The organism is Paenibacillus sp. SAFN-117 (genome assembly GCF_051966115.1).
Classification (GTDB): domain Bacteria; phylum Bacillota; class Bacilli; order Paenibacillales; family NBRC-103111; genus Paenibacillus_L; species Paenibacillus_L residui.
Map to the genome: position 1 here is coordinate 103,260 of NZ_JBQCLK010000007.1, position 13,302 is coordinate 116,561.

The following is a 13,302-nucleotide window of genomic DNA, read 5'->3' on the forward strand; positions in this document are numbered from 1 at the left end:
TAGAAGAGGGAAAAAACAGAACAACGCGCGCTGTTTCCAGCGCGCGTTGCTGCTTGATAACGGCGGGACGGGCGCTAACGGCTAATCCCCCCTGCCCCCGGGACCGGCTATCGGTCCAGCTTGACCTTCAATCCGACCTCGAACATTCGCTTCCAAGGCATTTCCACCTGCTCCAGATGAATTCGTTCCGGCTGCAGATCCTGCAGGTAGGTTTCTACAAATTCGGTGAGCTTCTGCCAAACAGTTGCGGTCACTGTATCGTATACGTGAGCGACATCGAAGTAATTGGCCCCGAGACCGGGCAGAACATTCTTCGTAATGTCGGAGCGGACAAGCGCCTGATATCCCCAGTCCTCTATCAGGCGAAGCAGATAGAATTCCCGGCTAAGATGCAGGCGGTCCTCATCTTGCCGCAGTCCGGGACGGCGGTAGTAAGACTCGATAATTCCGTGGGCAATTACCGTTCCCAAAGTATTCCCGGACGTATTCCAGGCCGAATAACCTGCCAGCTTCGGCAGAAGTCCGGAGCGGGACACCATTTTCATGAAGGTGTGGTCGCTGCCGTTGGAATTGGCCACGTCCGCGAGCGCTACTGTCTTGCCTTTGGATGTGTAGTTGCGCATCGCTTGAATGAATTCATTGAAATGAACCTCCGAGAAGTAGGAGCGGTGCCGGTCGCGGAAAGCTCTCGACGATTCGGCGGCATCCTTCTGTCCGACCGGCGGCGAATGGACCATCAGCACTAAATCCGCCTCATGCGATGAGTCCGCCATGAAGGCTCCCCCTGCAGTAATATGCGATTTGATGCTTTCATTCAGGCTGCGGTCCTCATACCGGGGAATCACGAAAGGTCCTTGGGTAGACGAGTACCGGACGAAGATTTCCGGATGGTAGTCCATAGTTTCGCAGAACACTCTCGCGACCAGCGTACACCCGATTTCGTCCGCTCCCGGATATAGGAATACCCGGTCCATGAGGCCCAATTCCTCAGTCAGGAAAAGCAGCCTGCGCTGCTCCATAGCGGAGAAGCCATAATGGGCATTATCATCCAGAGGAATGATCAGGAAGTCTATAATTCCTTCCTCGGCCAGCCGGATGGAATATTCATTGACATAGGAATTAACGCTCCTGCGATGCAGATGCTCTGTCAGCACTTCCTCCGGAATCTTGCGTAGCAGTTCTTCCCATTCCTGCTGTTCTTCAGCATCGAGCTCCTCGCGTTCCTGCTTGTCCTTAAGCCAGGAATAGCGGAAGATGGAGCTTCCGTACTCCGCGTAATAATCCGGCTCTTCATCGTTGCTGCTCGCGGCCGGCGTCCTCATGATCAAATTAAAGGCATAAATTTTCAAATTCGGACGACTCAGCTTTAATTCCCGAAGCAGATCGATTCTTTCTTGGCATTGCTCGGGGCTGTAATGGTGCAGCCGAGAGGGGACGATGCCGCCATACACGAGCATATCGATCGAAAGGATAAGGCTGTCTGCCTGTTCGGCCTCTTGCTTCAGCCATTGGGCGAGTTGATCACAATCCGCCGGGCGTTTCTTATCCCCCAACATGGAAAACGGCGGTACGGAAAGAGGCAGGCCGCCCAAACGGGCAAGCTGCTCGGGATAATCTACATTGCACGGTCTTTCATCCAGCGGCAGTAAAACAATACGATTCAAAATAAATCCTCCTTAAGCTGTAAGTTCTGGGGCTCCCCGCAAAGTACCCGGAATACGCTTCGTAGGCCACGCGTCACTTTGTGGGGAATGTTTGGGGCTCCCCGCAAAGTACTGTATAAACCTTTATCGAAGCAAATCATGAAGAACGACCGCGATTAGAGGAAGGTATAGACGCCGACTCCGTTGGAGTGCAGACGGAATAAGCTGCGAAAGCTATGCGTCACTTTGTGGGGTCATCCTATGAGCGTTTGCCCACATTATAGCATGATTGACTCGGTTACAGCCGAACAATTTTATTTGATTTTGACATTTGCGGTGGAATATTTCTTCAAATGGCGGTGGAGATGAGAACAGGCGGACAGAAGGTGCAGCGCAAAAACAATGGCAGTCCGGAACAAAGGGCCGCCGCTGAGGTCGTTAACAGCGCTTGCTTTCCCGCTTTCTTTGAACTATAATTAGAGCAACTTTCAAAATATAGGGGATGTCTTGATGTCGGCGGTTGTTCTTAACTAATCAATTTCATAAGGTCTCTTCCATTTCCATGAGGGATACCACAATATCAGGGCAAGACAGGCTGGTTCTTTTCCGTTCTGATATTTCTGTGCGACGTCTTTTTACTGTCTGTTCGTTTGACGGGTGAAATTCGCGCATTTGAGGTGGTTTATTTCCGTATGGATTCGTGGGAGGACCCATTAGTTAAGAACAACGGTCATCTACCATACCTAACGGATAACGGAGAGCCGTGCTTCTTGAGCACGGCTTTACTGTTGCTTATTTTGCGGGAGAAGTGTAAGGATTTCCATCCTTTTCTTTCGCGATAAGCCGATTCGGGCAGAGGGTGAACGCTTATGTTCATCCTCTGTTTTTTTATGTTTCGGGGCTCCCCTCAAAGCAATGTATAAACCATTATCGAAGCAAAGCAAGAAGAGCGACCGCGTTTAGAGGAAGGTTTAGAAGCCGACCCTTTCAGGGTGTCGGACGGATACGCTTCGAAGGCCGAGCGTCACTTTGTGGGGAATGTTCGAGGCTCCCCGCAAAGTAAGCAAGAAGAGCGACCGCGTTAGAGGAAGATTTAGACGCCGCCCTTTCAGGTTGCGGACGGATACGCTTCGGAGGCCATATGTCACTTTGCAGGTAGTTCTACCTATTTTGAAAGTAAGAGAGGTTATAACCATGAAGGATTATATAAATGAAGCCAGTGCCCATGTACAATTGCAGGAAGGAATCCGGGTGATCGAGCAGCTTTTCCTGGAATGCTATTTAAGACCGGGAATTTCTACGAAGGAGTTGGCGAGAAAAACTTTGCTTCCGCTTCCCGTTGCGGCCGCCATCAAGAAGGAATTGATCCGTGCGGGAGCCTTGCAGCAGGAGCGCGGAGTTCATTGTACTCCGGCAGGCCAAGCTTATATTGAGCGAGAACGGAAGTACGAGGGAATCGATAAGCGGCTGTATCTGAGGCTCATGGAGAAGGAATTCGATTGGAAATCGGAATTGGCCGAGCTTCTGGCGATGCTGCAGGAATGCTTCCATGGCCGTCCGCAGGTTAATGTGCAGATCGATCAATCCAAATGCACCTTGGAGACCAGCTTGAGCCGGGCGGTTCTATGCTTGAGAAACCATACTCTCATAGGTAAAAAAATATTATGCGTAGGCGATGACGATCTTGTCAGCGTGTCGCTTGGCTTTTTGCTCAAAAGACTGTTTCCGTCAGCCTCCGGGCCGAAGGGTATGATCGATGTTGTTGATATTGACGAGCGATTTTTAAGTTATATTAGTGATATAGCAGAGAGGGAAAATCTGCCGATCACCTGTCATCACGCTGATTTGCGCGAGCCTCTGCCGGAGAAGCTGTACGGGCAATACGATTGCTTCTTCACCGATCCGTCTTATACTTTGCAGGGAATGGTTCTTTTTCTCTCGCGGGGAATTAGCGCATTGAAGCCGGGGAAGGGGCTGCCTGTGTTCTTCTCTTTCGCTCATAAGTCACCCGACTTCATGCTGGCCATGCAGCGTGAATTCATTCAGATGGGCTTGACCGTCAGTGAAACAATTCCCTCCTTTAATGAATACGAGGGAGCCGAGATGATCGGAAACCGCGGACAAATGTTCATTCTGAAGTCAACGGAGCATACTCGCCCCGATATTAGCGGTCGTTTCGAGGATGCGATCTATACCGGAGAGGTCAGGAGGACTATGCGCACTTACGGGTGCAAGCAGTGCGGGGAACCGATCCTGGTCGGGATTCAAGGGAGCTATAAGACGATTGAAGAGTTGAAAAACAAAGGCTGCCCCCGCTGCAGCCATGCAACGTTCGAGCTTAAGGAAAAGAAGTCAATATAACGGATTGGATACTCCGGGGAGGAAAAACAGAATATGAAAATACGTACCATACAAGAGAGCGATCTAGAGATTATAGCAGAATACGAGAAAGAGATTTCGGTGATTTCCTTCGGCAGTGAGGCGGTAACGGATCTGGAATTCCACCGCCGCAAGCTGGCCAAGGCCATTCCCCAGGAACAGCAGGGGATGCTGGTGGCAGAGATGGAGGGACAGTCGGCCGGCTGGCTCTGGATGACCCCCAAGGTTAATTTCGTCACCAAGGAGAAATATATTATGTTCAAAAGCTTCTATATTGCCGAGCCTTACCGGGGATCCGCCTGTGCCGAGGCTTTGTTGGATGCAGGGATGCGGCTCTGCAGAGAGCAAGGGGCGAAGCGTATTGTCGGGCATGTCCATGTAAGCAATCTTCCGATGAGGGTGCTGTACAAAAATTATGGGTTCGAGCCTACTCATCTGACGATGGAATATGTAATGGATAATCCGCCCAATCCTGCGGAGGATGGGGGGATGTCGGAATGATCAAATGCCTGATCTGGGATTTGGACGATACGTTATGGGAGGGAACTCTGTCCGAGGATCGCAGGGTGACCTTGCGGCCGGGGATCATTGAAGTGCTCCGGAGCTTGGATGAGCGCGGCGTGCTGCTCAGCATTGCCAGCCGCAATGATCATGAGGACGCGATGGAGAAGCTGAAGGAGCTGGGGCTCGCCCATTATTTCATCTATCCGCAAATAGGATGGGCGCCCAAAGCGGAAGGAATACGCCGAATCGTGAGCCGGTTGAACATTGGGATGGATGCCGCCGCCTTCATCGATGATAATCCTTTCGAGCGGGAGGAAGCCCGGGCCTGCTTGCCGGGGTTGGCCGTGTATGAAGCCGGTGTCTATGGGCAGCTTCCTGATTTTCCGGAGTTTCAAGCTCCGGCCATAACGGGTGAAGCCGGGAGACGAAGGGAGCTGATGCTGATCCGGGCTGAGCGGGAGGACGCAGAGAGACAGTTTCCCGGTATGCGGGAAGAGTTCCTGCGTTCCTGCTCCATGGAATTGATGGTACGCCCGGCCCGCCAGCAGGATTTGGCCAGGGTCTATGAATTGGCCGCACGAACGAATCAATGGAACAATGGGCTCGAAAGGGTCTCGCAGGACGTTGTGCGTAATTATATGGAAATGGGAGATAAGAGGCTATATGTGGCGGAGCTCAAGGACCGATTCGGTGACCACGGCATTGTCGCGGTAGCTATGCTGGATCTGCTGGAGGAGGGGCTGGCGGAAATTCGCTTGTTCTGCATTTCCTGCCGGATAGAAGGGCGCGGGATTGGAAATGCCTTCCTGGGGACCGTGCTGGAACTTCTTCAGCTCGATCATCCTGAGCTGCGGGAGGTGCGCTGCGGGTATAAATCGGAAAGCCGGAACCGCCCGGCCTTAATGCTGCTGAAGCTGCTTGGATTCACCCTCCAGGAGAGGAAGGATGACTTTTCCGTGTACGGATTGCCGCTGCCTGTTTCTTATCTGACGCCGGATTGGATCCATGTTCACAGCCCGCGCAAAGCGACAGAACCAGTGGAAGAGAGGAACGGCGATGAGGTGGAGCGAAGAGTGATCAGCTTGGTAGCCAAGCTATGGGGGCGGCCGGAGGTCGGACCGGAGACCGTGCTGCTGGGCGGCCGCGGGATTCTGGATTCGGTGACGGCCGTTCAACTGATTGCGGAGCTGGAGAATGAATTCCGGGTCGTTTTCGATGAAGACGATCTGCTGCTGGAGTCCTTGTCAACTGTCGGAAACGTGGTCCGCTTTATTGAAGCGAAGCTCAACTAGGGACTTCAAAACGGCGATTTCACCTTTGATTCCCTTTCCTCCCTTTACGGGAAGCAAACTATAAGTCCGGCCCGAGCGGAAAGATTTTACGCGGTCGTTCAGTTCGGATGCCGGGGTGCTTCATCTGTATCTCCGTCTATTTATCGAAAAAAGACAAAGAAATGGTTTCAATTGGCGGCGTAACATGATTAAATGAAAAGGAGAGTAGGTCATTCACGGAGACAAGGAATTTTGGCCTAATTTGGGGCGGGTCCAAATATTTCCATTTGCCGCGTTTCGCGTGGCTAATAAAAACTGAGTGAGGTTTACGGTCATGAAGAAAGACAGAGACAGCAATCTGTTGGTCAGAAGATTGTGGTTCAAGACAAAACGGGCTCTATTAAAAACTGCCGCTGTATTAATGATTATTTGGAGTATTCTTTGCTTTATTGTTATGCTGACGAACGGAGTGGATGAAATCGGGTTATTTCTCATTATGATTCTTCTGTTCGGGATTCTTCCGCTCGGCGTTGCCCTCTATATTCTCGGTCATCTGAAGAAAACAAAATATGACCTGCCGGAGCCGGATTATGACCCCTCCAAGGATCAGCAATTGGAGAAAATCGTGCTGGCCATTGCCGTATCCCAGGACGGTCTCGTCACTCCTGCAGATATTGCCTTGGGATCCGAGTTCTCGCTGGAAGTAGCGAAGCAATATTTGGAGTCTTTAAGAGAGCAGGGATTCGCTCATTTGAAGATCGCCGAGAATGGGACTTACGTCTATCACCTTCCCTATGTGCTTTCGTATGACCAGAAGAAAAACGCGGAAAGCATATAGGCCGCCCGGCCCGTTCCGTTGTGGCTTGCCATCTATGCATTATTCATGCGGCTTCCCTGAGTAAGCCGCTTTAATATTTTCGGGCAAGGGCAGCCGCAGTGAATCCGAAAAATAGGAAACAGGCCATATTTTAGCAAAATAAATAGCGGCCAAATTCTAGTTCTGAAGAACTTAAAGACCACTTTTGGACTAAACGGACATCACCGGAACAGACAGCCTTAAGTCGTAATTTCCAAGCGATTAATTTACGTTTTTCGCCAAAACAAGAGACTTTTGACGCTGATAAAAAAACTTTGTCAAATCCTATGAAAGCGCAATAATATTTTGGGTTTTCAAAACTGGAAATCATTATATAATAGAGGTAGATTATTAAAAATATTAACATCATCAAGGATTACCGACCTGAAAAATTGTATAGGGGAGCGTTGAAGTCTATTCCTTATGTGGGCACTTGGGATAGATGGAGCTAGTAGTGCAACCGACCATCTTTCATTTTAATTGAGAGGTGGTTTTGTGTTTTTTTTGGCCCCTATCAAAACCGTGAGGCTGAAAATATGACTATTCGGAAGGTGATTTTTTGAATCGGTACATTAAGAACGATAGTGATTTTGTACTGGCGCTCATAACCAAACAGCGTGTCTCTATCTGGGATAAGGATCATCTGATCGATTCCGGAGGCGAGGTGGAGTGGGTGACGGCCAATACCGTGAAAATTAACAGCCGGGCATATCCTAGAGAGTTCTATCAATTTCGACTGGATTTTTCAAAATGTTCGCAGGATAAAAAAGGATTATTATAAGTTATGTAGAATATCTTCTATATTATGTAATAGCTGCTTCATCTATATTATCTAATAACTGCAGTAAATCAGGATGGTCATCATCGGTTATGCGAATCCGTATGGCTTCGGGGTTGACGATCTGCTTCCATATTCCTTTCTTTGAAGACCTTTACATAGCCTGGAGGAACTATGAAGCCAATTCCGCCGGAACAATGTAACGGGTTGCGAGCAATGAATGGCTGGCGGATTGACATGCTCTGACAGAAATCATCAGGCGGGGAGCAATAGGGAAGATTCCGATACGGACCAGATGGACGCTGCAAGCTTTGATCCGATGATTGTGTTAACTGAATAGGTTTACTTCCGTAATCAAAGTTTCCGGTATATAGAGAAAGAGCCTAATCCGGTGTACAGCTCTTATATCAGGATATAAGCCCTAATAATCAATAGTTTATTCGCAGCAGCACTTCAATTAAACGCGGAGGTTAATGGCATTGGATCGAGTTGTTATAACGGGCTATGGATTAAAAGCTCCTGGTATTGGTAATAAAATTCATTTCAGGGATATATTAGAGAACGGGGTTTGTACACAACAGATCGTTTCCGGCTTGGGACCTAATGGATCTGACATCATTTGCGGCAGAATTGATGATGAGCTGATTTCACTTCCCGATCGCAAATATCGATATTATCCACGTGTGGCCCGAATGGCCATTGCCGCCTCGGAGGAGGCTGCCGAAATGGCCGGACTCAAGGGAGACGAGCAGCAAGCGGGCATTATCATGGGAACATCCGTCGGGGGATTGAAGGAGATTGAGGAATACGCGCTTATCAGCGGCAGTCGGCAGTACCGGAAGTTTCCGATCTCCGGCGCCGGAGCCGGCAACCCGCACAGCATTACGGCTGCGATCTCCCAGCACTTGGGTATAAAGGGCCAAGCCTTCACCCTGAGCACTGGCTGTACCGCCGGAGTCGATGCGATGATGATGGGGAAGCTGCTTCTGGAGAGCGGGCAGTGCGAAATCTGCATTGTCGGCGGATCGGACGCGCCAATTACGGTTGGCAGCGTATACAGTTTCATGAGATTAGGCGCTATGTCACGAGAGACCGATATTTCCAGTGCCGGAGTGCCCTTCTCCCTGAGGAGCGACGGTTTTGTCGTCTCTGAAGCAGCGGCGGTTCTGGTTATGGAGCTGGAGAGCCGCGCCAAGAGGCGGGGAGCCCGAATATACGGAGTGCTGACGGGAATTCATAGCAACAATGATGGCCTATCCATCTTCGAGTCGGATACGACAGGACAGAATATGATCGCTGCGATGAAGGGAGCCGTTGGAGGTATTCAACCGACCTATGTGAATAGTCAAGCTCTGGGAATGAAAGTTAACGACCAGGTGGAGGCCATTACGCATCGCGCTCTGTTCGGCTCATCGGTTCCGATTACTTCTATTAAAGGAAATATCGGACACTCCTTCGCCTCGATCGGCAGCCTGCAAGTCATATCGGCTCTTCTATCCATGGAGTACGGATTTATACCGCCAACGATCAAGACAGAGGGGGATGGCTACGAAGACCTTCCCATCGTGAAGTCGGTCCGGTATGAAACAGTGAATCATGTAGCGATAACAACTCATGGGTACGGCGGGAACAACACATGTCTTCTACTGTCTAATTCTCAAGGAGCGAATTAAGCGGATGCTTTTTATTACAATGATCGCTTTTGCTGTCGTACCGCTATTTCTCGGTGTGGCTACAGTATTTACATTCAGGAAAACCCGATTAGCCAGAGGGTTCTTCATTTTTATGCTGTTTATCAGCGTCTGGCAGTTGGATGTGGCCATTCTATATGGATATGAATGGTGGACCCCGGAACAAATCGACAGGTTGTTCCGGTTTTTTCGCTTTGGTTTTATTATGCTGGGGCCGGCTTCCTTATATATAGCCCACATTGTTTATCATGATCTGGAAGGGCCCAAGACTGTCAAACGCCGTTTCGGCAGATTAGTCGAACATTTGGTAAGCATCCGGTTTATATTGATCTATTATGCGTTTTCTTTTATTGTCTATCTGCTGGGCTGGAGTTCCAAGGGAATCGAGAAGCTTTATTATGTGGAGCATCCGCAAAATGCCAAATATTTATACCCGATCTACGGTGAGTTCCAATTTCTGATCGCGGTAGTTCTTGTAATCTTTTTGTGCAGCTTGATCCTTTGTCTCGTTATCAGCCGTTCCGTAATCAATCGTCATATGCGCTTTTTCTTCCTGGTCTTCTGCGTTGTCTCCTTCCTGGCAGGAATAGTAGGAGTCTTTAACCTGGCAGAGGACAAGGGATTGTATCCGAGCGGGATTGCGGTGATGATATTCTCCATTACGATCTTCGCCGTCTATAACCGGATGAACGCAAATACGATACAGGATATGAATACGGAATTACTAGGGCAGAAGGAATTTCTGCGCAAGATGATCGATATGAATCCCAACTATATTTATGCGAAGGATTCGCAGGGAAATTTCTCCCTGGCTAATCTGGCCATGGCCCGCTTGTATGGCAAAAGTCCGGACGAACTGATCGGCTGCAATGAGAGGGAGTTGTCCGCCATTAGCGGCTCTTCCTCTTTCGGTATCTGGGATCGCGACCGCCGGCTTCTGGAAGGAATGGAGGAAACCGTCGGCCTGGAGGAGAAGTTTGTAGACGCGCAAGGTCATTTGAAATGGGTCCGGGTCTCCAAGATGCCGATCCATACCAGCGGGGGCAAGCAGCTTCTCTGTATCGCAACGGATATAACAGACTACAAGAGATACCAAGAGCAAATTATAAATCTGGCGTATCATGATTCATTGACCGGGCTGCCTAACCGGCTGCTGTATAACAATCGGTTGGCAGAAGCGATCACCACCTCGGAGCCGGGGCGGCTCGCGGTGATGTTCCTCGATCTGGACCGGTTCAAGCTGATCAACGATACGTTCAACCATACTACGGGGGACCTGCTCCTTAAGCTTGTAGCCGAACGGCTGCAGAAGTGTCTGCGGCCATCGGATACCGTATCGCGGCGTGGAGGGGATGAATTCAATATTATATTGAAGGATGCCACCCGGGAGGATGCTATACAAATTGCCAATGCCATTCTAAATGTATTCGATAAGCCTTATTGGCTGGACGGTCTTGAGCTTTATGTCTCAACCAGCATAGGGATAAGCATATACCCGGAGGACGGGGATGATGTCGAAACGCTGATTCGAAATGCGGATACCGCGATGTACCGCGCTAAGGAAAAGGGGAAAAATCATTATCAGTTCTATACGCCGGATATGAACGAAACGAACATGAGGAGAGTGCTGCTCGAGAAGGAAATGCATAAAGCATTGGAGAAAGGGGGATTCGAGTCGTGTATGGTGGTCTATCAGCCGCAGGTAAATGTCGCCACCGGTTTACTGACGGGAGTGGAAGCACTTCTGCGGTGGGATCATCGGGAATTAGGAATTATTTCTCCTTCTGAATTCATCCCGATCGCGGAGGAAAGCGGGCTGATTGTTCCGTTAGGGAAGTGGGCGCTGCGAATGGCTTGTTTGCAAAATGTAGCCTGGCGGAAAGCCGGTTACCTGCCTGTTCGGGTATCCGTTAATTTGTCCCCCCGCCAATTCCGGGATGAACGATTGATGGGGATGATTGAAGAGGTGCTGGAGGAGACAGGTATGGATCCTGCGTGCCTCGAGCTGGAAATAACGGAAAATATGGCGGTGCAGGGTGCCGACTACTTCGTGCGCAAACTGGCGGAGCTGAGAAGTCTCGGGGTGCAGCTTTCCATTGATGATTTCGGGACAGGCTATTCGTCCCTCAGCTATCTTAATAAGCTGCCTGTGCATAAGCTTAAGATTGACCGGTCGTTCATCCGGGATCTGAACACAAGTGTTGAGAATGCTGAAATCATTACCAGCATCATATCCATGGCCCATAAATTGAACCTTAAGGTAATAGCCGAAGGTGTGGAAACCGAAGAGCAGTTGAATTGGCTGGCGGGGAATGGCTGTGACGAAATCCAGGGATTTCTGATCAGCCGGCCTTTGCAGGCCGCCCAGCTGGAACGGAAGGGGATGTTAAGGCGCTGAGCGCGCCATCCCCTTGCCGAGTTTCCATAAGGAAAGCAATGCAGATGCAGTCGTCTGGTCCTATATAAGGAGCCGGATCAGATGACTGCTTGGTCGGAAGAATGCTGATACGTATCGGAGCTGGCCACTTCCTCCCTGGTGATTCGGTCCACAACCCGGTAATTCCAGCCCAGGAAGTTGAGAAGCGCCTTTTTGTGATTGCTTTCCATCATCGTGATCCACATTCCACGGTTGGTATGGCCCACTGTTAGCTTTTGCAATACATATCTCTTCACTTTGGATCACCGCTCCATCTCTGTAATGATAATGCCTTGACCATCCTAAGTATATGACAGCTTGATAGAAGAGTATGTCACGCAAAAAAAGTTAAAATTTTTAATTAAATTCCTCATAATTCGACAAAAATTGTTTCCGATTTGCTATATAATGGAGACAACTGTTAAAATAATGTATAACTTAATATCCTTTACCTGATTGGGAGTTTTGAAGTCTATTCTGTATCTGGGCACTTGGAATAGATGGAGCTAGTAGTGCAACCGACCATCTTTTGTCATATATCATGACGAAAGATGGTTTTTTGTTTCAAAGGGGCAAACAAGCTTTAGTTCGTATGTCCTTGAAGCATGGGGAAAGGAATTAAGTAGAAGGTTTGGAACGCCTTTATCATCGGATTTCAACTCCTGTGGTAATTCATTCATAAATTGTATAAGGAATCTGAGGATTAACTTAAGATGGGACGTCCGAACCTGGCGTGAAGTATTAATTAGCCGCTGCTTAATCAAGAATGAACCGATCCCTTAGGCTGCTGCCGTTCTCTATAAAGAGAGCGGATCGCTTATCCCGGCTGTACATAGGGCAGAAAATTTAGAGCGAGACCGGCAGACAGGGCAACGGGTTGTGAAATCAAGCAGGCAGGCATAGCTTCATCCGCAGTAAAAGGACAAAAGGAACAGAAGGTGAGATGATGAATAGAAAGTGTACCATCCCGGGGTGTGACAAGCCGTTGAAGGCGAGAGGGCTATGCTCTATGCATCACCAGAGATGGTGGAGAAATGGCGATCCGTTAGTGCTGAAACAGCAAATCATGAAGATTTGCAAAGTGAAGGACTGCGGGGAGCCGGCCAAATGCAAAGGCTATTGTTCTGTACATTATGCCAGATGGAGAAAGCATGGCGATCCGAATCATGTGCGTGAAGTTATCCGTATATGTACGGTCGAGAACTGCGGCAAAAAACATCGGGCCAGAGGTCTATGCGCTTCCCATTACCAAATCTGGGCCAGGAACAGAGACCTGCTTAAATCAGGAGACAGCAATAAAATCAATTTTCGGAAATTGCTTTATCGAAACATGCCTTAGAGGCATGTTTTTTTGTTTGGAAACGCTGCTGAATGTCTGGTCCCCGAATAGCATCCGGGATAGGAATCTAACAATTGGGCTCCATTTTGTGGGATTATGTTGGCTGCGAAGACGTCTTTGAGAAGACTTATGTAAAGTTCTTATTAATTTAATAAGATTACTCAACAATTTTCTACATGGATTTAAGACAACGCAGTCACAGGTTTTCAACAAAAAACGTGACTAACGCTCTACGATTTATGGATTTTTCGATTAATTATTGATGGGAACACATCCTAGTTTATGCCAGCGGAACTAATTTCTATCGGAGCTACTATAGTCTGTTTGTAGCTTGTGAGCTTTTTATTCCCTATGTATAATCTTGGAAATAAAGCGGTTGTTAGCTCTCCGGTCGAGCTAATTAGGTCGAACCGGATAGCATGGTC

Annotated in this window: 10 protein-coding genes and 2 riboswitches; of the genes, 8 read left to right on the plus strand and 2 right to left on the minus strand. The window is 48.9% G+C overall.

What is annotated here, in order from left to right; translation table 11 throughout:
• Positions 1-107 precede the first annotated feature (107 nt).
• Complete coding sequence (locus ACTHRH_RS06810; RefSeq protein WP_379286822.1) at positions 108-1,664, minus strand: DUF4127 family protein; 1,557 nt, start codon at positions 1,662-1,664, stop codon at positions 108-110.
• A gap of 1,173 nt (positions 1,665-2,837) precedes the next feature.
• On the opposite strand from ACTHRH_RS06810, the gene ACTHRH_RS06815 reads away from it, so the two are divergent.
• The 7 genes from ACTHRH_RS06815 to ACTHRH_RS06845 all read left to right on the plus strand — a co-directional run bounded on the left by ACTHRH_RS06815 (position 2,838) and on the right by ACTHRH_RS06845 (position 11,520).
• Positions 2,838-4,004 (plus strand): bis-aminopropyl spermidine synthase family protein, encoded by a 1,167-nt coding sequence (locus ACTHRH_RS06815; RefSeq protein WP_440414728.1) that lies wholly within the window; start codon positions 2,838-2,840, stop codon positions 4,002-4,004.
• A 33-nt stretch (positions 4,005-4,037) separates the two neighbouring features.
• A complete protein-coding gene (locus tag ACTHRH_RS06820) occupies positions 4,038-4,523 on the plus strand; it encodes a GNAT family N-acetyltransferase (RefSeq protein WP_379286818.1) in 486 nt (161 codons plus the stop codon).
• The gene (locus ACTHRH_RS06825; RefSeq protein WP_379286816.1) at positions 4,520-5,818 is read left to right on the plus strand and encodes an HAD-IIIC family phosphatase; all 1,299 of its coding nucleotides are present in this window, start codon (positions 4,520-4,522) and stop codon (positions 5,816-5,818) included. Before ACTHRH_RS06820 ends, ACTHRH_RS06825 begins: the two co-directional genes overlap by 4 nt.
• Before the next feature lie 313 nt (positions 5,819-6,131).
• A complete protein-coding gene (locus ACTHRH_RS06830) occupies positions 6,132-6,635 on the plus strand; it encodes a hypothetical protein (protein WP_440414731.1) in 504 nt (167 codons plus the stop codon).
• Positions 6,636-7,044: 409 nt separating this feature from the next.
• Positions 7,045-7,128: riboswitch (cyclic di-GMP riboswitch) on the plus strand.
• An 84-nt stretch (positions 7,129-7,212) separates the two neighbouring features.
• On the plus strand, positions 7,213-7,434 hold the full coding sequence (locus ACTHRH_RS06835; protein WP_144936288.1) for a hypothetical protein: 222 nt from the start codon (positions 7,213-7,215) through the stop codon (positions 7,432-7,434).
• 476 nt (positions 7,435-7,910) lie between these two features.
• Positions 7,911-9,104, plus strand: coding sequence for a beta-ketoacyl-[acyl-carrier-protein] synthase family protein (locus ACTHRH_RS06840; protein WP_186328334.1), 1,194 nt, complete (start codon positions 7,911-7,913; stop codon positions 9,102-9,104).
• Positions 9,105-9,108: 4 nt separating this feature from the next.
• Positions 9,109-11,520, plus strand: a complete 2,412-nt coding sequence (locus tag ACTHRH_RS06845; protein ID WP_186328335.1) for a putative bifunctional diguanylate cyclase/phosphodiesterase — start codon at positions 9,109-9,111, stop codon at positions 11,518-11,520.
• A gap of 77 nt (positions 11,521-11,597) precedes the next feature.
• Here ACTHRH_RS06845 and ACTHRH_RS06850 read toward each other — a convergent pair whose 3' ends face one another.
• Positions 11,598-11,780, minus strand: coding sequence for a hypothetical protein (locus ACTHRH_RS06850; protein ID WP_144936295.1), 183 nt, complete (start codon positions 11,778-11,780; stop codon positions 11,598-11,600).
• Positions 11,781-11,988: 208 nt separating this feature from the next.
• Positions 11,989-12,071, plus strand: a riboswitch (cyclic di-GMP riboswitch).
• Positions 12,072-12,484: 413 nt separating this feature from the next.
• Here ACTHRH_RS06850 and ACTHRH_RS06855 point away from each other — a divergent pair.
• A complete protein-coding gene (locus ACTHRH_RS06855; protein ID WP_144936298.1) occupies positions 12,485-12,877 on the plus strand; it encodes a hypothetical protein in 393 nt (130 codons plus the stop codon).
• Positions 12,878-13,302 lie beyond the last annotated feature (425 nt).